The 20987-nt window shown below is 64.1% G+C and carries 24 protein-coding genes and 1 pseudogene; 14 read left to right on the top strand and 11 right to left on the bottom strand.

All coding sequences use genetic code 11. The features are described 5' to 3' along the window. The first annotated feature begins 78 nt into the window (after nucleotides 1–78). The 3 genes and pseudogenes from M1E10_RS20070 to M1E10_RS20060 all read left to right on the top strand — a co-directional run bounded on the left by M1E10_RS20070 (nucleotide 79) and on the right by M1E10_RS20060 (nucleotide 2886). The gene (locus M1E10_RS20070; RefSeq protein WP_499174560.1) at nucleotides 79–750 is read left to right on the top strand and encodes a tetratricopeptide repeat protein; all 672 of its coding nucleotides are present in this window, start codon (nucleotides 79–81) and stop codon (nucleotides 748–750) included. Nucleotides 751–786: 36 nt separating this feature from the next. Then, entirely contained in the window at nucleotides 787–2211 is a 1425-nt protein-coding gene (der, locus tag M1E10_RS20065; RefSeq protein WP_499174559.1) for a ribosome biogenesis GTPase Der, read from the top strand. Nucleotides 2212–2266: 55 nt separating this feature from the next. After that, a pseudogene (locus M1E10_RS20060) lies at nucleotides 2267–2886 on the top strand (LysE family translocator). 12 nt (nucleotides 2887–2898) lie between these two features. On the opposite strand, the gene M1E10_RS20055 reads toward M1E10_RS20060, so the two are convergent. The 3 genes from M1E10_RS20055 to M1E10_RS20045 form a co-directional block, all read right to left on the bottom strand. After that, entirely contained in the window at nucleotides 2899–3933 is a 1035-nt protein-coding gene (locus tag M1E10_RS20055) for a glycosyltransferase family 4 protein (protein ID WP_499174558.1), read from the bottom strand. A gap of 135 nt (nucleotides 3934–4068) precedes the next feature. Beyond that, nucleotides 4069–4359, bottom strand: coding sequence for a hypothetical protein (locus M1E10_RS20050; protein WP_499174557.1), 291 nt, complete (start codon nucleotides 4357–4359; stop codon nucleotides 4069–4071). Nucleotides 4360–4474: 115 nt separating this feature from the next. Beyond that, nucleotides 4475–5386, bottom strand: a complete 912-nt coding sequence (locus M1E10_RS20045; RefSeq protein WP_499174556.1) for a sugar kinase — start codon at nucleotides 5384–5386, stop codon at nucleotides 4475–4477. Nucleotides 5387–5548: 162 nt separating this feature from the next. Between M1E10_RS20045 and bglA the strand changes: the two genes are divergently transcribed. Beyond that, nucleotides 5549–7201 (top strand): alpha-glucosidase family protein, encoded by a 1653-nt coding sequence (bglA, locus tag M1E10_RS20040; RefSeq protein ID WP_499174555.1) that lies wholly within the window; start codon nucleotides 5549–5551, stop codon nucleotides 7199–7201. 176 nt (nucleotides 7202–7377) lie between these two features. On the opposite strand, the gene M1E10_RS20035 is transcribed toward bglA, so the two are convergent. After that, the gene (locus M1E10_RS20035) at nucleotides 7378–7992 is read right to left on the bottom strand and encodes a LysE family translocator (protein WP_499174554.1); all 615 of its coding nucleotides are present in this window, start codon (nucleotides 7990–7992) and stop codon (nucleotides 7378–7380) included. A 342-nt stretch (nucleotides 7993–8334) separates the two neighbouring features. Between M1E10_RS20035 and M1E10_RS20030 the strand changes: the two genes are divergently transcribed. Together M1E10_RS20030 and greA are read left to right on the top strand one after the other, a co-directional pair. Continuing rightward, nucleotides 8335–8964 carry a hypothetical protein gene (locus M1E10_RS20030; protein ID WP_499177240.1) on the top strand — a complete coding sequence of 210 codons (630 nt, stop codon included), beginning with the start codon at nucleotides 8335–8337 and terminating at the stop codon, nucleotides 8962–8964. A 90-nt stretch (nucleotides 8965–9054) separates the two neighbouring features. Next, nucleotides 9055–9555, top strand: coding sequence for a GreA/GreB family elongation factor (greA, locus tag M1E10_RS20025; RefSeq protein WP_499174553.1), 501 nt, complete (start codon nucleotides 9055–9057; stop codon nucleotides 9553–9555). A 48-nt stretch (nucleotides 9556–9603) separates the two neighbouring features. On the opposite strand, the gene M1E10_RS20020 is transcribed toward greA, so the two are convergent. After that, the gene (locus tag M1E10_RS20020; protein WP_499174552.1) at nucleotides 9604–10773 is read right to left on the bottom strand and encodes an MFS transporter; all 1170 of its coding nucleotides are present in this window, start codon (nucleotides 10771–10773) and stop codon (nucleotides 9604–9606) included. 313 nt (nucleotides 10774–11086) lie between these two features. Between M1E10_RS20020 and M1E10_RS20015 the strand changes: the two genes are divergently transcribed. From M1E10_RS20015 to M1E10_RS20005, 3 genes are all read left to right on the top strand, one after another. After that, nucleotides 11087–11461 carry a hypothetical protein gene (locus M1E10_RS20015; protein WP_499174551.1) on the top strand — a complete coding sequence of 125 codons (375 nt, stop codon included), beginning with the start codon at nucleotides 11087–11089 and terminating at the stop codon, nucleotides 11459–11461. 36 nt (nucleotides 11462–11497) lie between these two features. Next, entirely contained in the window at nucleotides 11498–11887 is a 390-nt protein-coding gene (locus tag M1E10_RS20010) for a DoxX family protein (protein ID WP_499174550.1), read from the top strand. Between the two features lie 257 nt (nucleotides 11888–12144). Next, nucleotides 12145–13896, top strand: coding sequence for a sensor domain-containing diguanylate cyclase (locus tag M1E10_RS20005; RefSeq protein WP_499174549.1), 1752 nt, complete (start codon nucleotides 12145–12147; stop codon nucleotides 13894–13896). 89 nt (nucleotides 13897–13985) lie between these two features. Here M1E10_RS20005 and M1E10_RS20000 read toward each other — a convergent pair whose 3' ends face one another. Beyond that, nucleotides 13986–14912 (bottom strand): AraC family transcriptional regulator, encoded by a 927-nt coding sequence (locus tag M1E10_RS20000; protein WP_499174548.1) that lies wholly within the window; start codon nucleotides 14910–14912, stop codon nucleotides 13986–13988. A gap of 192 nt (nucleotides 14913–15104) precedes the next feature. On the opposite strand from M1E10_RS20000, the gene M1E10_RS19995 reads away from it, so the two are divergent. Further along, the gene (locus M1E10_RS19995) at nucleotides 15105–15254 is read left to right on the top strand and encodes a hypothetical protein (RefSeq protein WP_499174547.1); all 150 of its coding nucleotides are present in this window, start codon (nucleotides 15105–15107) and stop codon (nucleotides 15252–15254) included. Then, complete coding sequence (locus M1E10_RS19990; protein WP_499174546.1) at nucleotides 15247–15594, top strand: Atu4866 domain-containing protein; 348 nt, start codon at nucleotides 15247–15249, stop codon at nucleotides 15592–15594. Before M1E10_RS19995 ends, M1E10_RS19990 begins: the two co-directional genes overlap by 8 nt. A 65-nt stretch (nucleotides 15595–15659) precedes the next feature. Here the strand turns inward: M1E10_RS19990 and M1E10_RS19985 are convergent, their stop codons facing one another. The 4 genes from M1E10_RS19985 to ade form a co-directional block, all read right to left on the bottom strand. Further along, on the bottom strand, nucleotides 15660–15860 hold the full coding sequence (locus M1E10_RS19985; protein ID WP_499174545.1) for a hypothetical protein: 201 nt from the start codon (nucleotides 15858–15860) through the stop codon (nucleotides 15660–15662). 18 nt (nucleotides 15861–15878) lie between these two features. Beyond that, a complete protein-coding gene (locus M1E10_RS19980; RefSeq protein WP_499174544.1) occupies nucleotides 15879–16124 on the bottom strand; it encodes a DUF2442 domain-containing protein in 246 nt (81 codons plus the stop codon). Then, on the bottom strand, nucleotides 16105–16350 hold the full coding sequence (locus M1E10_RS19975; protein WP_499174543.1) for a DUF4160 domain-containing protein: 246 nt from the start codon (nucleotides 16348–16350) through the stop codon (nucleotides 16105–16107). The genes M1E10_RS19980 and M1E10_RS19975 overlap by 20 nt, the downstream gene beginning before the upstream one ends. A gap of 211 nt (nucleotides 16351–16561) precedes the next feature. Then, nucleotides 16562–18256 (bottom strand): adenine deaminase, encoded by a 1695-nt coding sequence (ade, locus tag M1E10_RS19970; RefSeq protein ID WP_499174542.1) that lies wholly within the window; start codon nucleotides 18254–18256, stop codon nucleotides 16562–16564. Nucleotides 18257–18384: 128 nt separating this feature from the next. On the opposite strand from ade, the gene M1E10_RS19965 reads away from it, so the two are divergent. Together M1E10_RS19965 and M1E10_RS19960 are read left to right on the top strand one after the other, a co-directional pair. Then, a complete protein-coding gene (locus tag M1E10_RS19965) occupies nucleotides 18385–18630 on the top strand; it encodes a DUF982 domain-containing protein (protein ID WP_499174541.1) in 246 nt (81 codons plus the stop codon). 77 nt (nucleotides 18631–18707) lie between these two features. After that, a complete protein-coding gene (locus tag M1E10_RS19960) occupies nucleotides 18708–19385 on the top strand; it encodes an SDR family oxidoreductase (RefSeq protein ID WP_499174540.1) in 678 nt (225 codons plus the stop codon). Between the two features lie 60 nt (nucleotides 19386–19445). Here M1E10_RS19960 and M1E10_RS19955 read toward each other — a convergent pair whose 3' ends face one another. Continuing rightward, entirely contained in the window at nucleotides 19446–19886 is a 441-nt protein-coding gene (locus M1E10_RS19955; RefSeq protein WP_499174539.1) for a MarR family winged helix-turn-helix transcriptional regulator, read from the bottom strand. A gap of 256 nt (nucleotides 19887–20142) precedes the next feature. On the opposite strand from M1E10_RS19955, the gene M1E10_RS19950 reads away from it, so the two are divergent. Then, the gene (locus M1E10_RS19950) at nucleotides 20143–20982 is read left to right on the top strand and encodes an alpha/beta fold hydrolase (RefSeq protein ID WP_499174538.1); all 840 of its coding nucleotides are present in this window, start codon (nucleotides 20143–20145) and stop codon (nucleotides 20980–20982) included. Nucleotides 20983–20987: the final 5 nt, after the last annotated feature.

Genomic DNA, 20987 nt, shown 5'->3' with positions numbered 1-20987 from the left:
GGCCACCCCTTACATGCGCGGGAAAATGCGCTAGAAGGCGCTTTTCCGCATGATGGGCCTCGAGGGCCGGAGATTGGAATGGCGCAAGACAACGACAGCTTTATCCGCGAAGTGAACGAGGAACTCCGTTCCGACCGGTTCAGGAACGTCTGGAGCCGTTTCGGCAAGATCATCATCGCGCTCGCAATCCTGATCGTTCTCGCGACAGCCGGCTATCGCGGCTATGAATACTGGAAGAACCACAATGCGTCGGCTTCCGGCGACCGGTTTCTCGCGGCTCTGAACCTCGCCTCCCAGGACAAATACGACGAAGCTCTGGCCGCCTTCCAGGCGCTGGAGGAAGACGGAAGCGGTTCCTACCCGGTGCTGGCGCAGATGCGCGCGGCCGCCGTACTGGCCCAGAAGGGTGACGTCCCCGGCGCCATCGCGGCCTATTCCGAGGTTGCCGGCAATACGGCTGCACCCGACGCCATGCGCGACGTGGCGCGCCTGCGAGCCGCCTGGCTTCTGATCGATACCGGCACCTATGAGCAGGTCTCGGCCGAAGCGGAAGTGCTGACGACCGGAACTCATGCCCTGCGCAATTCGGCCCGCGAAGCGCTTGGGCTTGCGGCCTACAAGGCCGACGACATGGTGCGCGCGAAGGAATGGTTCCAGGCCATTGCCGACGATGCAGCCGCACCGCGCAACGTCGCCAATCGTGCGCAGATCATGCTCGACACAATTGCCGCCTCCGGCAGGGCGGCCTAACTTCCCGAAGCGGGAAGGACCGAAGGAACGAACCCCATGACTTTTACAGTCGCGATCGTCGGACGCCCGAACGTCGGGAAATCGACGCTGTTCAACCGGCTGGTGGGCAAGAAGCTCGCGCTGGTGGACGATACGCCGGGCGTCACCCGTGACCGGCGGCCGGGCGATGCCAAGCTGATCGACCTGCGCTTCACCATCATCGATACCGCCGGCCTCGAAGAGGTCGGTCCGGACACGCTGGAAGGCCGTATGCGCGCCCAGACGGAGATCGCCATCGGCGAAGCGGATCTGACGCTCTTCGTGGTCGACGCGAAATCCGGCCTCACGCCGCTCGACAAGACGTTTGGCGAACTGCTGCGCCGCAGCGGCAAGCCGGTGGTGCTGGTCGCCAACAAGTCGGAGGCCAAGGGTTCCGACGGCGGGTTCTACGACGCCTATACCCTGGGGCTCGGCGAGCCGGTGCCGATCTCGGCCGAACACGGCCAGGGGATGATCGACCTGCGCGACGCGATCGTCGAGGCGATCGGCGGCGAGGATGTCGCCTTTCCGCCCGAGGTGGACGAGCCCGAGACCAATGTCGACCTGCGCGGGGAACTGGAATTCGAGGACGAGGACTACGAGCCGGAATACGACGACACGAAGCCGCTGCGCGTCGCCATCATTGGCCGCCCGAATGCCGGCAAGTCGACGCTGATCAACCGCTTTCTCGGCGAGGACCGGCTGCTGACGGGTCCGGAAGCCGGCATTACCCGCGACAGCATTTCCGTCGAATGGGACTGGCGCGGCCGCACCATCAAGATGTTCGACACCGCCGGCATGCGCAAGAAGGCGCGCGTCCAGGAAAAGCTCGAGAAGCTTTCGGTGGCCGACGCGCTGCGCTCGATCCGCTTTGCCGAAACCGTGGTGATCGTGTTCGATTCGACCATTCCGTTCGAAAAGCAGGACCTGCAACTGGTCGACCTGGTGATCCGCGAGGGGCGCGCCGCGGTGCTGGCCTTCAACAAGTGGGATCTCGTCGAGTATCCGCAGGAAGTGCTGGCGGAGCTTCGCGAAAAGACCGAGCGGCTGCTGCCGCAGGCGCGCGGCATCCGCGCCGTGCCGATGTCCGGCCAGACCGGCTATGGGCTGGACAAGCTGATGCAGAGCATCATCGAGACCGACATGGTGTGGAACAAGCGCATCTCGACCGCCAAGCTCAACCGCTGGCTGGACGGCGTGCAGATCCAGCATCCGCCACCGGCGGTCTCCGGGCGCCGGTTGAAGCTTAAGTACATGACCCAGGTGAAGGCCCGCCCGCCGGCCTTCATGATCTCCTGCACGCGTCCCGATTCGGTGCCGGAGTCCTATATCCGTTACCTGACGAACGGCTTGCGCGCCGATTTCGACATGCCGGGCGTACCGATCCGCATCCATCTGCGGGCGTCGGAAAATCCATTCGAATCAAAGAGGAAGCGCCGCTAGCGCCAGCTTTGATTCAAGCGGTCAAAGGTGCGAACCGGTCGTCATAGGAGCCGCCATGGCCTCGGCCGATGTCCTGATCGCATTCTTCGTCACGACGGCGATCTTCGCCTATATCCCCGGGCCGGCGATGCTCTATGCGGCGGCCCAGACGGTCGCGCGGGGGCGTCGATCCGGCCTCTCGGCGGTGCTCGGGATCCATCTCGGCTGCTACGTTCATGTGCTGGCCGCGGCGGCCGGACTGTCGCTCATCTTCCACGCCGTGCCATTGCTCTACACAGTCGTGAAGCTTGGCGGCGCAGCCTATCTGATCTGGCTCGGCATCGTGCTGTTTCGCAGCCGTGATGGAGACTTCTCCTCCGGCTCGCCAGTTCAGCCCAAGTCCGCCCGGAGAGCGTCATGGTCGAGGTGCTGAACCCGAAGACGGCGCTGTTCTTCCTCGCCTTCCTGCCGCAGTTCGTCGATGCAAGCGCCAGCCTGCCGGTCTGGCTGCAGTTCGCAATTCTCGGAACAGTGGTCAACCTGCTGTTTTCATCGGCCGACATCGTCTGCGTCTTCTTTGCCGGCGCGCTGACCAATCGCCTGCGTGCCTCGCAGCGGACGCAGAGGTTCATGCAGCGGGTCGGTGGCGCGGTGCTTGTCGGGCTCGGCGCCCATCTCGCCCTGCAGAGAAGCTGAAGACCCTGCCTGTCAGGGGGCGGGCAGGGCGAGGCGCTTCTGCGAGGTGCGGACATTGTCGAGAAACTGGCGCGAGGCGGCTTCCCAGGTGAACTTGCGGGCGAGCGCGCGGGCGTTGTCGCGGGAGCAGTCCAGCGCTGCAAGGCACGCCTGCTGCAGGTCCTCGTGCAGCACGCCTGCGCGGCTGCCGGGCTCGATGATGTCGATCGGACCGGTCACGGGGTAGGCCGCCACCGGCACGCCGCTCGCCAGCGCTTCCAGGATGGTGTTGCCGAAGGTATCGGTCCGCGACGGGAAGACGAAGACGTCTGCCTGGGCGTAGATGTCGGCAAGGTCCTTGCCGGTCTGGAGGCCGGTGAAAAGGACATCCGGGTAGCGCCGCGCCAGATCGGCCAGCGCCGGCCCGTCGCCGACGACGACCTTGGATCCGGGTAGTTCGAGATCGAGGAAGGCGGGCAGGTTCTTTTCCACCGAGACGCGGCCGACCGTCAGGAAGATCGGTCGCGGCAGGCCGAAAGGCTTTTCCTCCAGGGGGCTCGGGTGGAACATGCTCTGGTCGATGCCGCGGCTCCAGCGCAGGAGATTGCGCAGCCCGAGCTTGGCCAGTTCCCGTTCCAGGCTTGCGGTCGCCACCATGCAGCCGTTGCCGGCATTGTGGAACCAGCGCACGAACGCCTGCATCCATCGGATCGGGACGGGGAAGCGAGCGGCCACATATTCCGGAAAGCGGGTGTGGTAGCTGGTGGAGAAGGGGACATGGTTCTTGAGGCACCAGCGCCGCGCCAGAAGGCCGAGCGGACCTTCGGTGGCGATGTGAACGGCATCCGGCTTGGAGGTCTCGATCTCTCGCGCCACCTGCCAGTAGGTGGCGACGGAGAGGCGGATCTCCGGGTAGGTGGGGCAGGGAATGTTGCGGAAGGACTGCGGCGTGACCATGGTCACGTCGATTCCCATCCTCTCCAGCTCGCGGTTGGTGTTCTGGATCGAGCGAACGACGCCATTGACCTGAGGATACCAGGCATCCGTGACGATGGTGATCTTGTTCATGGTCCCACCCCGGCGATCCGGATGCGAGCGACTCGGTTGTCGGCACCACGGACGTCGGGAATGATATGGGAAGATTTTGTTACAAGGTGATGTCAGCTTGCCCGGAACGGCCGGATTCCCTCCGGGCAAGGCCGGTCAGCAGTTGGCTGGCTTCGAGGTGTTCTGGGTGCCTGCCGTCGTGGCGGTGTTGGTGCCAGCCTCATTGTCGGGGGCACAATCGGCCGTGCCGGCCGCATTGTCGCTGCTGTTGGCGCCCGACGAACTGCTGCTGCCGCCCGAGGAGCTGCTGCTTCCGCCGGACGAGCTGCTGCCATCCGAGGAACCGCTGCCGCCCGCCGAGCCGCTGCTGTCGCTGCTGGTCTGGGCCATGGCGCCGGTGGCGAGGCCGAGGGAAAGGGCAGCTACGGTGAGAAGTCTCAGGCTCATGATGTTTCCTCCGGTGCGCCGACATGGGCCGGCTTGAGTGTTCACGGGGACAGAACCTGTAGTCCTAGATATTGTTTCAGGAATAAATGATATCTGGCAACGGTTGGCGCGCTGATCAGCTCGGCAGGAGCGCCGGGCTGATCAGGGCGCCGTGGTGGCGGATGACGATGGAGGCGACGGCCGCGCCATATTCTGCGGCCTCTTCCGGCGAAGCGCCCCGCACCAGCCGCGACAGGAAGCCGCCGTTGAAGCTGTCGCCCGCGCTGGTGGTGTCGACCACCTCCGGCGCCTGAACAGCCGGCACGTAGCTTGTGGCGCCGCCGAAGCTCAAGGTGGCGCCGTGTTCACCGTTCTTGACGACGACGCCTTCGACGCCGAGGCCGTGATAGCGAGCAATCGTGTCTTCCACGGTGCGGTCGCCGAAATGGGTGGTCTCGTCGTCGAAGCTCGGCAGGACGAGCGTTGCGGCGCGGGCGCCGTCGCTGATCGTCTTCAGCATGGTGTCGCGGTCGGCCCAGAGGCGCGGGCGCACGTTCGGATCAAAGGCGACGCGCTTGCCGGCGGCCTTGGCGCGGCGCAGTTCAGAGAGCAGCGTGTCGTTGGCTTCCGGGGTGAGGATGCCGAGCGTGATGCCGGAGAAATAGACGATGTCGGCGGATTCGATGCTCTGGCGCAGGTGATCGGCGTCGTCGGCAAGCCTGCGGGCGGCGGCCGTGTCGCGCCAGTAGCTGAAGGTGCGTTCGCCGTTCGTCAGCGTGATCAGGTAGAGGCCGGGCGTCTTGCCGGGGATGCGGCGGATGGCATCCGTGCCGATGCCGGCGTTTTGCATGAAGGCCAGCATGTCCGACGACATCGGATCGTCGCCGAGCGCCGTGAAGTAGTCGACGTTCCAGTCGGCAGGAAGGCAGGCGCGGGCATACCAGGCGGTGTTGAAGGTATCGCCGGCGAACCCTTTCCGCAGCAGGCCTTCGCCCGCCTGCGACAGTTCGACCATGCATTCTCCGATGGACAGCAACCGACCCGGCACGCGCGTTCTCCCCCGTCATTCCCTGTTTCAAGTCGCAATAGGCGGAAGTGGGCCTCAAGGCAAGCTCGGCCATGCCTGTGCGGTACGCCGGATCGGAATGCGATTGTCTTTTGGAACGGCGGCTTTAGGTTACGCGTCGCAACGCTGAAACAGGAGATGGACATGGCTTTGGAGACGGGCAGGGCGGATGATGCCAACTGGTGGCGCGGGGCGGTCATCTACCAGGTCTATCCGCGCTCGTTCCAGGACACCAACGGCGACGGGATCGGTGACCTGAAGGGGATCACCGAGCGCTTGCCGCACATCGCCTCGCTCGGTGTCGATGCCATCTGGCTGTCGCCCTTCTTCACCTCGCCGATGGCCGACATGGGCTACGACGTTTCCGACTACTGCAACGTCGATCCGATGTTCGGGGCGCTTGCCGATTTCGACGCGATGATGGCGCAAGCGCACCGGCTGGGGCTGAAGGTGATCATCGACCAGGTGATCAGCCATACCTCCGACAAGCACCCGTGGTTCATCGAAAGCCGCACCAGCCGCACCAATGCGCGCGCCGACTGGTATGTCTGGGCCGATCCGAAGCCCGACGGCACGGCGCCCAACAACTGGCTGTCGATCTTCGGCGGGCCGGGCTGGGAATGGGACGGCGTGCGCAAGCAGTACTATATGCACAACTTCCTGACCTCCCAGCCGGACCTCAACTTCCACAATCCCGACGTCCAGGCGGCGATGCTCGATACGGTCCGCTTCTGGCTGGACCGTGGCGTCGACGGCTTCCGGCTGGATACCGCCAACTACTATTTCCACGACAAGCAGCTGCGCGACAATCCGCCGATCCTCTACGATGCGGAGACCGGGGGGCTGGAGTCCGACACCAATCCCTATTCGATGCAGAACCATCTCTACGACAAGAGCCAGCCGGAAAACATCGACTTCCTGAAGCGGCTGCGGTCGCTGCTCGACAGCTACGACAACCGTGCGACGGTGGGCGAGATCGGCGACGGGCCACGCTCCCTGACGACGCTCGCGATCTACACGAGCGGCAACGACAAGCTGCACATGTGCTACACCTTCGACCTGCTGGGGCCGGCGTTTTCGGCAGGCTTCATCCGCCGCGTCGTCTCCACCTTCCAGGACACGGTGACGAACGGCTGGGTCTGCTGGGCGTTTTCCAACCACGACGTGGTGCGGCATGTGACGCGGTTTGCCGAGACGCCGGAAGAGCGCGAACGGGTGGCAAAGCTTGCGATCAGCGTCCTGGCGGTGCTGCGCGGCTCGATCTGCCTCTACCAGGGCGAGGAACTGGGGCTGACGGAGGCGGAGCTTGCCTTCGAGGATCTGACCGACCCCTACGGCATCCGCTTCTGGCCGGCCTTCAAGGGCCGCGACGGATGCCGCACGCCGATGCCGTGGGAAGCGAACAAGGGGCATGCGGGCTTCACCACCGCCGGACGCTCCTGGCTGCCGGTGCCGCCCGAACATGCCGCCGCTGCCGTCGATACCCAGGAGCACGACCCGCAGTCGGTGCTGAACCACTACCGGGCGACGCTTGCCTTCCGCAAGGCGCATCCGCCGCTCTTTGACGGCGACCTCACCTTCGTCGACACCCACAACCACGACCTGCTCGTCTTCATCCGCGAGAAGGACGGCGAACGCCTGCTCTTTGCCTTCAATCTCACCCGCGAGCCCCAGGATTTCGCCCTGCCGGCGACGATGAAAAGCTGCCTGCCGATCCCGATGCCCGGGTTTGCGCCGGTGGTGGAGGAGGGCGTGGTGAAGATGGCGGGGCTGGATGCGTTTTGTGGGCGGGTGTGAGGGGGGCGGGTGTTTGCTTTAGGGCCAAAGCGGTCACTCTCCGTCGGAGAGATGGTCGCAAAATCCTAACATTCGCGACAGATCGGCGGCGCCTGAATTTTTAAGGGGAATTTCCTTCGCAAAAGTCGGTCGCAAAGTCTGATTTTTACGACCGACTTTTGCGGCAGTTTCGCGGCTTACCTCGATGCCACCACCGCAACGCCAGCGCCGACCATTACACCACCGGCCGTGCGATTTACGCGGCGCACGATGGTCGGCGTCCGAAGCAGCATGCGAGCGCGGCCGGCTAGGATCACATGCCCACCGATCACTACCACCTCGACAACGAGGATGACGGCCGCCAGCGCTGCGATGTGACCGGGCGTCAGGGACGATCCGACCACGTTCGGCAGCAACGCAACGTAGAAAAGCGGCATTTTCGGATTGCCGAGATTGAGCGCAATGCCGGTCCCGAAGACTGCCAGCAGACCTCGCCGTTCGGAAACAGGTTGCAGTTCCGGCACGACTGGTTCAGCCGTCCAGAGCTTAATGCCCATCCAGATCAGATAGGCCGCGCCGACATAGCGCAGGATCGTCATGACAATCCCCATTTCGGCGGCGATGACCGACATGCCGAATGCGGCCAGGGTCAGGAAGAGCAGGATACCGACGACAGTTCCTGCCCCATAGGCAATGCCAGAAGCCGCGCCGTGTGAGATCGTGCGAGCGACGATCGTCATATTGTCAGGGCCGGGACTGGCGGCGAACACGAAGAAGGCCGCCCCGAAGGCGAGTAAGGTCGAAATGTCCATGGAACCCCCGAAAGTTATCGTTGCTTACGGGCTTTCAGGATACGCGGTTTTCGCCCATGCGGAAGGGGATGGAGAGAAAATCAGAATTTCAGCGACACGTCCTTGACCATAAGTATTCATTCGCCCTCCTCCGAACCCGGAAAAACAAGAAATGGGCGTCTAGCCGATTCAGCGAAACCACTATGGCCTTCGGCATTGCGGATTACGTTTCGTCCGACCTCGAACGCCGACTGCCCGGCAGCCGCGATCTGGCTCCACAGAAACGAAGTCAGGCGGCGTGTCGCCATGTCGGCAAAAAGGACGAGCGTTGACCTCAACGCCATCCCATCCCATCTAACGGGCATGCCGAAAGCCGCAAAGACCGAGATCGAACTGTTGAGAACATGGACGCTGTCGCCTGCGGCGACGCTCGGTTCGTCCGTGCGGGCCAAGGGGATCTTGCAGGAAATCCAGGCGAGGCTTCCAGCCACCGTCAAGAAGTCGGTCGTTCTCGAAGGGAGCGACCTGACGCTGGCGATGCCCGTCAACGAGAAAGCCGCGTTTGCCGCCTCGGTTGCCGTCGTCAACACGGTGATGGGGGAGGCCCAGACGCTGCCGGTCATTCCCCGCGAGATCCAGGATATCCTGACGATCAAGACGAGCGAGCGCCATCGGTGGCTTGCGGACGGACGTTTGCCGAGCGCGGGGACCCGGACGGTGCGGCTGAACGGCCGCGCCCGCCGGATCACGTTCCATGTCTTCGATCCGAAAGTGGTGGAAGACCTTCTCGACCGGGGCGCCGTCGACGAATGGCGGGAGGAGGACGCCGAGGCGAAGGCGGAAAAGCGGCGGGAGGCCGCCTACAAGGCGAAACTGACGCGGACGCTGAAGAAGGCCCAGAAGGTGCCGAAGAAGCCCGTCCGTGATCCCGACGGTCCGGCTGTCACGCTGCGCGGGTGGGAAGACTTCGATAGCGACGGGCTTCTGCGGTAAGAAGCACCTTCGACTGAGCGCTGGAGCATCTTAGGCTCCCAGGGCGGTATCCATGAAAGCAAGAACCATTCATCGGAACAGGAATTTGTCATGAGCGTCGCCTTCGTGAAGGAAGAGAGTGCGGAAACGGCTGCGGAGACGCTGTTGCCCGACCGTCCGGTCTCGCCCCATCCCAATCTGGTGACGGAGGCCGGGCTGGAGGCGCTGAAGCGGCAGCTGGAGGAGGCGCGCGACGCGCATCAGGCGTCCAATGCCATCGAGGACGTGAACGAACGACGGCGGCAGGCGGCGGGGCCTTTGCGCGACCTGCGCTATTTCGCCCAGCGGGTCCAAACGGCCCAGCTTGTCCCTGAGCCGGTGGGGGTGGAGATGGTTGCCTTTGGAAGCACCGTGACCTTCAATCGCGAGGACGGCAGGGTGCAGACCTACCGGATTGTCGGCGAGGACGAGGCCGATCCCACGGCTGGCACGATTTCCTATGTGTCTCCCGTCGCCAGACAGCTTTCGGGAAAGCGCGTGGGAGACGTCGTCTCGGTCGGCGGTCAGGAACTGGAACTGGTTTCGATCTCCTGCGACGCGCCACGCCCGTGATCTTCCGTTCCAAAGCGGAAGACGCCCGCCGGCCCGAGTGGCAGGCTCTCAAGGCGCCTCCTTGATCCGACGAACCAGAAGCAGGGAGCCGATCGACACGGCGCTGAAAACTGCAAAGGTCGGGCCGAGGCCCAGCGCTGCGCCGAGCTGGCCTGCCAGCGGCGGCGCGATGACACTGCCGGCGGCATAGAGCATGAGGACGGCCGTGAAGCTTTCGGCGGGGATATCGGGGAAGAGGCGCTGGCTCCAGAAGGAGTAGATCGCGCTGAGGCACATTACGCAGATCCCCTGCAGCGTGGCGGACGCAAGCGTGCCTGGCCAGCTGCCCGGCAGGACGCCCAGAAGCAGCAAAGAGGCAGCCGATCCGGAGAACAGGGCCAGCAGCACGATCCGCAGGCCACGCCTTTCGACGACGTCGCCCGTGAAGAGACCGAGGCAGCCCGCCAGGCCGAAGGCGATGAAGAGCACGGGGCCGATCAGTTCCGAAGCGATGCCGGGGAGGCCGCCGGACTGGCTGATGTGCTCGACCCAGTAGGAGAGATAGGTGCCGTTCGTGGCGCCGAAGGAGAGAGCAAGGCCAAAGAGGGGAACGGCCTCGCGGCGGCGAAGCCGGGCGAACACCTTGCGGATGTCGATGCGGCGTCCATGCTCGAAGCCATCCCTCTTCGACAGGAGCAGCATGGGAAGGATGAGGGTGATGGGCGCGATGGCGGCGAAGGCCGCCCAGGCGATCCGCCACGACAAGCCCCCGAGGGCCATGCCCAGCGCCAGGAGCCCGGCGGCGATGATCCCGAACGTCGTTCCGGTGCTGACAATCGAGAGAACCCGCTTGCGATACTGCTCCGGTACCGCCTGCTGGGTCATGCTGTTGAACGGCGTCCAGGCAAAGCCGGCGCTTGCCGAGGCGCAGGCAACCCCGAGGCTCAGCACGGCCATACCAGGAGCGAATGCCGTGAGAGCGAAACCGGCGACTGCAAGGCATCCTCCGATCAGGAGCGGCAAGCGCGGGCCGAAGCGGGGTGTCAGCATGCCGGTGACGAAAAGGGCCAGAAGAAAAGCGGCAAATCCAAAACCGGCGATGCCGCCGGCCGTGCCGGAGCCGAAGGCGAACTCCGACTTCAACTGGGGAAGAAACATGCCGTATGCCATGCGTCCAGGCCCGAAGGTGATGGCCGTGGCGACAAAGCCCACTATCGCAATCCGGGTTCTCTCGATCACACCATGCGCCCCATCAAATCTCCAGGTATGAGCCTGAATGGCTGCAGAAGGATCGTGTTCCCTGCAGCAAGCGAGAAAGGCGTTGGACACATGTGCGCGCCTGGCACGGCGTTGTCGCGATGTTCATGGGCTGTCGTACGATCGAAAAGGACGCCGCCGCGTTCGCGATCGTACCGGTTTCCGTCTCCATTGCCCTGCGGCCATCCGCTCGCCGGCACCGGGTGCCGACAGGGAGCCGGCGACCGTTTGCTTCGGCAGCGGTGTCACGTTACATTTCGAACCACCCGAGGAGACGGGTGTGGAGGAGATATCGATGAGACGTGCGTGGCCTGCGGAACTGCGATCGCTGTTGGATGATGCGGAGGAGGTGATGCTGGATGTTCCGGTGTCCGAGCGAGCCGGTCGCGGCCGGCCCTTGGAGGCGCATCGGCCTGCCTTCAAGGTGCGGGTGACGGAGGAGGACTACCAGCGCATCTGGCCGCTGGCCGAAGCCCGTTACCGGCTGGACGGCACATATGCCGGCAAGGCGGTCACCCTGATCACCAACAACCCCCATTACCACGCCTGGCATCCAGCCGACGGCGGAACGGTCGAGGCCACGTCCGACAGCGGTGCGCGCTACAGCATCAAATACGTCGTGGTGCATTTTCTGCTCGATGACGTGCGCGAGGACGCGACGGTCGGGTAGGGGTCTCGCCGGTTTTCTAGAGAGGAGCGCGGCGGCATGGCGGGAGCACATGATGACGTCCTGCCGCTGAGCGCCCGCCTGGAAAGCTGGCGTGTGCGATGCCGGGTGGTGCTGGCGGGCTTCTATGGTCTGGCGGGGATCCTGCATCTGGCCGTGCCCGGGCCTTTTGTCCGCATCACCCCGTCCTGGGTCCCGGAGCCTGAAGCGGTCATCTTGGTAACGGGCCTGTGCGAGATCGCCGGCGCCGCCGGCCTTCTGGTGCCGGCTCTGCGAAAGTATGCGGCTGTCGGCCTGGCGCTCTATGCGGTCTGCGTGTTTCCCGCCAACATCAAGCATGCCTACGACGCGCTCGGTGCAGCCTCCACCTCTCCATGGCAGTGGCTCTACCATGGCCTGCGCCTGCCGCTGCAGCCGTTGCTTGCCTGACTGCCGCTGTTTGCTGTCGAACTGGTGTGGACGGCAGGGAAGGGGAAGTCTCCTCCGGGGTAGATTGAAGAGTTTTTCCGAAGGAATGCTTTCGATGTGCTTCCTGTCGTGCATCAGTTAGCTTTGCCTAATATAAATCGGTTTTGCTGAACACTGTCCGCGTCGCAGATCAATTAGCATTTTCTTAGCTGCGGCGGTTTACCACGCTCCAGTTGATTTATGTCAATTCCGTCCGCCCCATGCGAGGAGAGTGAATTTTGCAGGTTCGGTGGTCTTTTCAGCAGCTGCGCGACACGCTGACGATCAGGGCGCAGACGGCATTGCTCGTTGCGGCCGTCTGTACGGCAGCCGTGGCGCTGGCAGCGACAGGCGCGGCCTATATGGCGCGCAGCGGTGTTGCCGGTTCGGCGGACCGCGAACTGCAGTCGCTGGCCAAGAACATGGCCGACCGCCTGGACCAGCACATGTTCGAACGCTACCGCGAGATCAAGAACATCGCGAGCTTCCCGACCCTGCGCGACGTCTGGAAGGACAATCCCGCCGAGGTCCAAGAGACGCTGGAGCGTGTCCAGTCCAGCCTTCCCGACTACGCCTGGCTTGGCTTCGCCACCGCCGACGGAAATGTCAGGGCCGCGACAAAGGGCATGCTGGAGGGTGTTTCGGTGGCCGCCAGGCCGTGGTTCATCAACGGGCTGCAGGCTGCCACGGTCGAGGACGTGCACGACGCCAAGCTGCTGGACGCGCTGCTGCGCAGTTCACCGGATGAGGCGCCGTTCCGGTTCGTCGATGTGGCCGTGCCGATCACCGCAACAGATGGATCGGTGGCCGGGGTTCTGGGCGCCCACATGAGCTGGACCTGGGCAGAGGACGTCAGGCGCACCGTGCTCAGCGGAAGACAGGCCAATGGCGCCGACCTCTGGATCCTGTCCCACGACGGTTCGGTGCTGATCGGGCCCAGCGGCGAGACCCTGCCGCTGGGGGAACGGGAAGAGGCGATCCAGATCTTCACCGACCTGACACCGGAGGGTGGCATCCGCACGGCACTCGTTTCGACGCAGGGTTTCCAGGATTATCCAGGGCTCGGCTGGCGCGTTGCGGCCCGCAAGCCGGTGGCGGTCATCTATGGTCCGGCCAACAGTCTGGTCGTTCAGATCCTGCTGATCGGCGGTGCCGCTGCGTTTTTCGCCAGCCTCGCGGCGTGGTTTCTGGCCGCCGCCGTGACCCGGCCGCTGCACAACCTGTCGCAAGACGTCGACCGGATCGGCCGCGAGACCGGCGCGACTACCGTTGAACGACAGCATGGTTCGCGCGAGGTTCTGCAGCTGTCGGCGGCCGTGCGCTCATTGCTGCGCCGCGTGGGCGCGGCGGAAGCCGACCAGCAGGCGGCCAGCAGCGCCATGTCGGCGTTGCAGCTGGAGCTGGAAACCCAGACAAAGGCCTCGGAAGAGAAGGCCATGCGTTTCGGCGTCGACCTGAATGCCCTGCGGGCACTGGCCGATACGGACGGCCTGACCGGGCTGTTGAACCGCCGGGCTTTCCTTCCCTTCGCGGAAGATGCGCTGAGCGACTTCAAGCGCTATCAGCGCCAGTTCAGCATCCTGCTGTTCGACATCGACCACTTCAAGCGGGTCAATGATACCTATGGCCACTCGGCCGGCGATGAGGTGATCCGGGCGGTCGGCACGCTGATCAGCGAAGAGATCCGCAGCACCGACAGGGTGGCGCGTTTCGGCGGCGAGGAGTTCGTGGTGCTTTTGCGCGAGACGGATGAGCATCTTGCTGCTGTGCTGGCAGACCGGCTACGGCGCAAAATCAGCGAGCTCAGCGTTTCGTCGCATGACCAGACGATTAATTTCACGGCCAGCATCGGCTGCGCCATGAGCGACGAGAGCAGCCGTGACGTGGAGGACGTGATCCAGCGGGCGGACAAGGCGCTCTATGCGGCGAAATCGGCAGGACGAAACAGCATCGCCGTCGATCGCAGCAACGGCCAGGAGCGCGCCGCCTAGAGCGTCGGGCACCTAGGAGCCGACGCCAACCGGATCGCCGTCGGCGCGAAGATCGGGCGGATGCGCGGCTGATTTAGATGACTTGGCGGCTAAGCCTCCACGTAGTGCCCTGGTTCCTGCTTCAGCCGTGTCACGTCCTGAATCGGCGGCGCGCCGAAGAGGCGGCGGTATTCGCGGCTGAACTGGGAGGGGCTGTCGTAACCGACATGCTGGGCGGCGGTTGCGGCGTCGTAGGCGTTGGCGAGGATCAGGCGGCGGGCCTCCTGCAGGCGCAGCTGCTTCTGGTATTGCAGCGGGCTCATGGCCGTCACGTCGCGGAAATGCTGGTGCAGCGACGATGGGCTCATGCGCGCCTCCGCCGCCAGCTGCTCGATCGAGAAGGGAGCGGCGTAGTTCTGGCGGATCCAGGCGATGGCGCGGTTGACCTGCTGCAACCGGCTGTCGGGCATCAGCATGCGGCGCACCTTGTGCGCCTGCGGCCCGCGCAGCAGGCGGTACATCAGCTCGCGCTCGGCCAGTGGCGCCAGATAGGCGATGTCGTCGGGACTGTCGAGGAGGCGCAGCAGGCGCAGCGCCGAGTCGAGGAACTGCGGCGAGGTCTCGGCCAGGCAGATCGCCTTGGAGCAGCTGCCGGCGGGCTCCGCGGCCGGCGGCGCGACTTCCATGAACATGGCCCCGAGTGCGGGCAGGTCGAGGTCGAGGCGGATGCAGAGGTAGGGTTTTTCCGGGCTCGCCTCGATGATCTGGCTGCTCACCGGCAGGTCGACCGAGACGACCAGATGCCTTGCCGGGCCATAGACATAGATCTCGTCGGCCAGCATCACCTGCTTGGATCCCTGCACGATGATGCAGAGTGCAGGGTGCTGCAAGGTCTGGAGCGGCTGCGTGGTGGTGGAGAAGCGGATCAGCGACAGGCGCGGAATGTTCGTATCGACGATCCCGTCGTCCCTGGTGTTTTGTGCAACGATGGCGGCGAGCTCATCGAGCTGCGGCAGAGCCGTGGGAGTAGCAAGCATCCGGATCTCCGAATTTTTCGGGGTATGTGACTTAAGTCTTGTACGCGCGTGCCGGCTTCAGGGAAAGCGCAATCTTGATCTTCCGGAGGATCGTGCAATCACTTCGGAGCTTCGGTCTACCGCCTGCCGCTGTTGATCGCCCATATTCCGCCCTGTTCGAACGAGCCAACCCGAACGGAAATGGAGATGGTGATGGACAAATTCCAGCGTTTACTCGAAAGCCCCTTCCGCTGGCTTGCGGGCCTGCCCGTGCGGCTGGCCAGGCGACATGCCGGCGAGTTTTGCGCTGCGCTCAACCGGCGGCGCCAGCAGGCACTGCGCCGGAAGTACATGAATGGCTGAGCGGGCCGGTTCCAGGCACATCGCGTTGGTCGCCATCACGGTGGCCTTCGTTTTCATCGTCGCGGTCACGGCCTTTGCCGGCGACCGGCAGCAGGATATCTCGATGACCAACCACCCCTATGTCGGCCTCTGGGTCACCAAGGACGAGCACATCCGCCACGAGCTTCTGGCCAACGGCCGCTATATCGAGGCGCGCGGCAACCGGGAGCGGGCCTATACGGGCGAATACCGGGTGAACGGCAACCACATCGACTACAAGGACGACACGGGCTTCCTGGCCAACGGCGAGTTCCGCCAGGACGTGCTTTATCACGCGGGGATGGAGCTGGTGCGGGGGTGAGTTAACGGAGCATCCTGTCGTAATCGGCGTGCGAGCCGAGCGAACGCGGGAGGAGGCGTGATGGATCACATGCGTCGGGTTTTTGCGCCCCTAAACTCAATGAGTGCGTCGCCCGCCAGATCGTCTAGCTTGCCGCTCTTGAAATCGGCTTCGATGTCCTTGTCCCAGCGGTCCGCCTGGAATTGCTCAAACCACGCGGCAAAGGCCTCGAGCTCCTCTGCCCCGAGTTCTGCAACCGAATTTTCTATATGTTCGAGCCTGGTCATCGTTCCCTCAACTTTCGGCTAAGCTGCCGGGCGTTTCAGTGTCCTGTCGCCGCGGCCTTCAAGGAGGCCTATGATGGATATGTCTTCGTCGAGGGCATCCCAGTGAATGCCACCTGGGCTGAGTTCGAAATCGCTACGTTCGGCCGGCTTGGCGAGGAGGAGACGCGGGAACCAGGCGAGCGGGACCCCAAGAGTCCGTCCGTCGTCGAGCGCCACCCACATCGTCTCCTCGTCAAACGTTACGTCAGTTGCTGAAATGCTCATGCCATGCCTTTTTGATGAGGGAATGGTTCTCGATCACGAGACGGATGATAGCAGACAGCTCCCTGCTGTTGAAGCCTTCGCTCTCCGCCACGCCGATGGCGGGCTCCAGCCAGATCTTCGCGTTCGCACCGCCCCCGCGCACGTGGATGTGGAGGGGCTCTCGGGGCGAGCCTTCGTTCGAGTAGAAGAAGAACTTGAACGCGCCGGAGCGGAGGATGACTGGCATTGCGATCTCCAAGAAAGAGAGAGATCCCGAGTCTGCTACAAGTGGACAAGGGTTAACTGCGAAAGGTAGATCATTCTTCTAGAGTTCATTCGGGGCCGTCCTCGCAGCGTGAGCGGGTGCATTCACTGCAGAGACGCTGGAATTCCGTTCCAGTCTCCAGAGTTTTCTCCGCGTCGTGGTTAATTGAGGAGCGTTCCCGCACCGGGGCGGATTAAATCAACTCGAACCTGTCCACATCCACCATCCCCCTGTCCGAAATCTTCAGGTGGGGGATGACCGGCAACGGCAGGAAGGCGACCTGGAGGAAGGGTTCTTCCAGCGTGGTGCCCAGCGCATAGGCGCATTGGCGCAGCTCGTGCAGGGTGTCGCGCACCACCTCGTAGGGTTCGAGGCTCATCAGGCCGGCGACGGGCAGGGCGATTTCGCCCGTGACCTTGCCATCCTCGACGACGACGAAGCCGCCCTTGATTTCGCCGAGGCGATTGGCGGCGAGCGCCATGTCGTCTTCCGAGACGCCGACGACGCAGATGTTGTGGCTGTCGTGGCCGACGGTGGAGGCGATGGCGCCCTTCTTCAGGCCAAAGCCCTGGACGAAGCCGTTGGCGTGGTTGCCGTTCTTGCCGTGGCGCTCGATGACGGCGACCTTGATGATGTCGCGGTCGAGATCGACGCCGGCCTGGTTGCCGGCGGCGGGCAGGCGGTAGCGGCGGTACTCGGTGATGATCTTGCCGGGGATGACGCCCATGACCGGCGTCTCGTTCTCGCTGAAGGGCACGCCGAAGTGCATGGCCTGCACGGGCCGCGCCTTGACGCTGTCGAGCCCGACCGGGGCGACCGGCTTGCGGGTGGCAAACAGGTCGTCGTCGACGCGGCGGCCGGCGGAAAAGACCATCTCGGCCTTGCAGCTTTCCAGGCTGTCGAGCACGACGAGATCGGCGCGCCAGCCGGGGGCGACGAGGCCGCGGTCGCGCAGGCCGAAGGCGCGGGCAGCCGAGATCGAGGCGGCGCGGTAGATCGCCAGCGGCTCGACGCCGTGGGCAATCGCGGTGCGGATCATGTAGTCGAGGTGGCCGTGCTCGGCGATGTCGAGCGGGTTGCGGTCATCCGTGCAGAGCGCCAGGAAGGGCGACAGGCGCTCGGTGATGATCGGCATCAGGGCGTGGAGATCCTTGGAGACGGAGCCTTCGCGCACCAGGATGTGCATGCCCTTGCGGATCTTTTCCATGGCTTCGTCGGCCGTCGTGCATTCGTGCTCGGTGCGGATGCCGGCCGACAGGTAGCCGTTCAGGTCGTTGCCGCGCAGCAGCGGCGCGTGGCCGTCGATGTGGTCGCCCCAGAAGGCGTCGAGCTTGGCCAGGCACCCCGGGTCCTTGTGGATGACGCCGGGGAAATTCATGAATTCGGCCAGGCCGATGACCTTCGGGTGGTTGCGGAAGGGCAGCAGCTTCTCGATGGGCAGATCGGCACCGGCGGTTTCGAGATGCGTCGCCGGCACGCAGGAGGAGAGCTGGACGCGGATGTCCATGATCGTCTGTTCGGCCGAATCGAGGAAGAAGCGGATGCCCTCCTCGCCCAGCACGTTGGCGATCTCGTGGGGGTCGCAGATGGCGGTGGTGACGCCATAGGGGAGGACGCAGCGGTCGAACTCGTGCGGCGTGACCAGCGAGCTTTCGATGTGCAGATGGGTATCGATGAAGCCCGGGACGACGATGCGGCCGGAGATGTCGATCTCCGTTTCGCCCACGTAGCTGCCGCCGGTGCCGACGACGCGGTCGCGGCAGATGGCGATGTCGGAGGCAACGAGCTCGCCGGTGACGAGGTCGAAGAAGCGGCCGCCCTTCAGGACGATGTCGGCCGGGATGCGGCCGGTGCCCTGGTCGATCATCCGTTCGAGGCGGTTGCTCATACTGTTTCTCCGACATTCCGTGTTTTGCCCGTTCTAGCGCGCCGAGCGGGGCGGGGGGAAGGGTGGTTGACGGGACGATGGCAAATTGGGACGTAGGATGTTCACGAAACCTGGGTTAGAATGGCGTCATGAATCCATCCTGGAAAGATCCCGTCGTCATCTCCATCGGAGAGCCGCCAGCCGAAACCGCCATCGTCACGCTGCAGGCCGCCGCCTGGGCGCTGATCGACGACTGGCCGATCGAGGAGGGGCCGGCACTCGACCTTGCTGTCACCGCCTGCACCGGCGTGATCGAGGGAAAGCGCAAGCCGGAGGAGGCGCGCCAGGCTTTCGTGGCCGCGGCGACGGAAGCCGGTATTCTCGTCCGCGCCTAGGGCTCCGAGCAGTGATGTGATCGAACAGGATCGCTTCATCGCTGGACAGACCGGGACACGCTCCTATTTTCTGCCGGATGAAACGTGCAATCATCACAGGCGGTGCCGGCCTCATCGGCATAGAATTGTGCTCGGCTCTTGCGGAGCAGGGTTACGAGGTGGCGTCTTTCGACGTCGAACAGGGACCGGAGGGTGTGCGCCAGATCCATTGCGACGTCGGCGACGAGACCTCCGTAACCGGTGCCTTCGAGGAGCTCGGCTGGGACAGACTAGACCTCCTGGTGAACAATGCCGGGATCGCGGGGCCGTCGAACGGACCGATTTCAAAGCTCTCGCTGGCGGACTGGCGGCGGGTGACCGACAGCCACCTGACCGGCGCCTTCCTGATGACCCGGTCGGCGGTGCCGCTGATGGGCGAGGGTGCATCGATCGTCAACATGGCCTCGACGCGGGCCTTCATGTCGGAACCGGAGACGGAAGCCTACGCCGCCTCCAAGGGCGGGCTGGTGGCGCTGACGCATGCGCTCGCCGTGAGCCTCGGGCCCAGGATCCGGGTCAATGCCATCGCGCCGGGCTGGATTTCCGGCGAGGGGGAGCTGCGGCCGGTCGATCACGCGCAGCATCCGGCGGGCCGCGTCGGGCGGCCCTCAGATGTGGCCGATGCCGTCCTCTATCTTGCGTCGGCGGGCTTCATGACCGGTCAGGTGCTGACGCTCGACGGCGGCATGAGCCGCAAGATGATCTACGCGGAATAACCGGTCGCGGGCATCCGACCGCAGGCGCTCGGTTCTGGTTTCTGCGGCCCGGACCGCGCGTCATGTCTGGTTGCGGACAGCTTCAGTCAAGGTGCGGATCTGGCGGTTGAAAGCCGAGAATTCGGCCTTGGTCATGCCGGAACGCTCCATCAGCGAGTCACCGAGACATTTGCTCTCGCGGATCAATGCCCGGCCCGCCTTCGTCAAAGAAACATGGACCTGTCGTTCGTCGGCCGTGCTGCGCGTTCGCTGGACGAGACCCGCCTGCTCCAGGCGCTTGACCGGCGGCGTGATGGTGCTCGATTCCAGCGACAGCCGTTCGGCGATCGCGCCAATGGTGATCCCGTCGTTTTCTCCCAATGCGGATAGAACAAGATACTGCGGATAGGTGATGCCCATCCGGTCGAGCATGGGCTTATAGAGCCGGTTGATGGCGATATGCGCCGTGTAGAGCGAGAAGCAGAGCTGGTCATCCAGCGGGTAGACGGCGTTGTCGGGCATGCCTTGGTCTTTCGGTTCTGACGTTGAAGCGGTGTTCAGAGCGTTCATAGCACAAAAAGGATATCGCGATAAATAAAACTCTGGACAGCGTGCGGACAGTCGGTTAGGTGTTCGATATCGCGATAACAAATATCGCGAATACAGAATGGCCTGAGCGTCATCAGGCCGACACCTCGATACAGTCATCTGGCGACGCCCCCGTCTTGGGGCAGCGCACATCGCAGCGACATCTCACTTTTCCAAAAGGGACACGCACATGAGCAGCAATTTCATCACCACTCAGGACGGCACGCAGATCTTCTTCAAGGATTGGGGTCCGAAGGACGCCCAGCCGATCGTTTTCCACCATGGCTGGCCTCTGAGCGCCGACGACTGGGACGCGCAGATGATCTTCTTCCTCGGTCAGGGTTACCGGGTCATCGCCCATGACCGGCGCGGCCACGGCCGCTCCAGCCAGACCGATACCGGCAACGAGATGGACACCTATGCGGCCGATGTCGCGGCCCTGGCTGCCTACCTCGACCTGAAGAACGCCATCCATGTGGGCCATTCGACCGGTGGCGGCGAAGTCGCCCGCTATGTGGCGCAGTATGGGCACGAAGGCCGTGTCGCCAAGGCCGTGCTGATCGGCGCCGTTCCGCCGATCATGCTCAAGACGGAGGCAAACCCGGGCGGCCTGCCGCTCGAGGTCTTCGACGGCTTCCGTTCGGCGCTCGCCGCCAACCGGGCGCAGTTCTTCCTCGACGTGCCGACAGGCCCGTTCTTCGGCTTCAACCGCGAAGGCGCCACGGTCTCCGAGGGGCTGATCCGCAACTGGTGGCGGCAGGGCATGATGGGCGGCGCCAAGGCCCATTACGATTGCATCAAGGCGTTTTCGGAGACCGATTTCACCGAGGACCTGAAGACGATCGAGGTTCCGGTGCTGGTCATGCATGGCGACGACGACCAGATCGTGCCGATTGCCGATTCGGCGCATCTGGCGATCAAGCTCCTGAAGCACGGCACGCTGAAGGTCTACGAAGGGCTGCCGCACGGCATGGCGACGACCCATGCGGAGATCATCAACGCCGATCTGCTGGCTTTCTTCCGGGCCTGAGCGAT

This window comes from Rhizobium sp. PK7-22 (assembly GCF_056530405.1).
This window is presented reverse-complemented; position numbering and strand designations above follow the sequence as displayed.

Excerpts from the sequence above, each read along its gene's own strand:
- der (WP_499174559.1), top strand. The coding sequence starts at position 787 with ATGACTTTTACAGTCGCGATCGTCGGACGCCCGAACGTCGGGAAATCG.
- M1E10_RS20015 (WP_499174551.1), top strand. The coding sequence starts at position 11,087 with ATGAGACGTGCGTGGCCTGCGGAACTGCGATCGCTGTTGGATGATGCG.
- ade (WP_499174542.1), bottom strand. The coding sequence starts at position 18,256 with ATGAGCAACCGCCTCGAACGGATGATCGACCAGGGCACCGGCCGCATC.
- greA (WP_499174553.1), top strand. The coding sequence starts at position 9,055 with ATGAGCGTCGCCTTCGTGAAGGAAGAGAGTGCGGAAACGGCTGCGGAG.
- M1E10_RS20050 (WP_499174557.1), bottom strand. The coding sequence starts at position 4,359 with ATGAGCCTGAGACTTCTCACCGTAGCTGCCCTTTCCCTCGGCCTCGCC.
- M1E10_RS19990 (WP_499174546.1), top strand. The coding sequence starts at position 15,247 with ATGGCTGAGCGGGCCGGTTCCAGGCACATCGCGTTGGTCGCCATCACG.
- M1E10_RS19980 (WP_499174544.1), bottom strand. The coding sequence starts at position 16,124 with ATGAGCATTTCAGCAACTGACGTAACGTTTGACGAGGAGACGATGTGG.
- M1E10_RS20055 (WP_499174558.1), bottom strand. The coding sequence starts at position 3,933 with ATGAACAAGATCACCATCGTCACGGATGCCTGGTATCCTCAGGTCAAT.
- M1E10_RS19955 (WP_499174539.1), bottom strand. The coding sequence starts at position 19,886 with ATGCCCGACAACGCCGTCTACCCGCTGGATGACCAGCTCTGCTTCTCG.
- M1E10_RS19995 (WP_499174547.1), top strand. The coding sequence starts at position 15,105 with ATGGACAAATTCCAGCGTTTACTCGAAAGCCCCTTCCGCTGGCTTGCG.
- M1E10_RS19975 (WP_499174543.1), bottom strand. The coding sequence starts at position 16,350 with ATGCCAGTCATCCTCCGCTCCGGCGCGTTCAAGTTCTTCTTCTACTCG.
- M1E10_RS20010 (WP_499174550.1), top strand. The coding sequence starts at position 11,498 with ATGGCGGGAGCACATGATGACGTCCTGCCGCTGAGCGCCCGCCTGGAA.
- bglA (WP_499174555.1), top strand. The coding sequence starts at position 5,549 with ATGGCTTTGGAGACGGGCAGGGCGGATGATGCCAACTGGTGGCGCGGG.
- M1E10_RS19965 (WP_499174541.1), top strand. The coding sequence starts at position 18,385 with ATGAATCCATCCTGGAAAGATCCCGTCGTCATCTCCATCGGAGAGCCG.
- M1E10_RS20070 (WP_499174560.1), top strand. The coding sequence starts at position 79 with ATGGCGCAAGACAACGACAGCTTTATCCGCGAAGTGAACGAGGAACTC.
- M1E10_RS19985 (WP_499174545.1), bottom strand. The coding sequence starts at position 15,860 with ATGACCAGGCTCGAACATATAGAAAATTCGGTTGCAGAACTCGGGGCA.
- M1E10_RS19950 (WP_499174538.1), top strand. The coding sequence starts at position 20,143 with ATGAGCAGCAATTTCATCACCACTCAGGACGGCACGCAGATCTTCTTC.
- M1E10_RS20035 (WP_499174554.1), bottom strand. The coding sequence starts at position 7,992 with ATGGACATTTCGACCTTACTCGCCTTCGGGGCGGCCTTCTTCGTGTTC.
- M1E10_RS20000 (WP_499174548.1), bottom strand. The coding sequence starts at position 14,912 with ATGCTTGCTACTCCCACGGCTCTGCCGCAGCTCGATGAGCTCGCCGCC.
- M1E10_RS20030 (WP_499177240.1), top strand. The coding sequence starts at position 8,335 with ATGCCGAAAGCCGCAAAGACCGAGATCGAACTGTTGAGAACATGGACG.
- M1E10_RS19960 (WP_499174540.1), top strand. The coding sequence starts at position 18,708 with ATGAAACGTGCAATCATCACAGGCGGTGCCGGCCTCATCGGCATAGAA.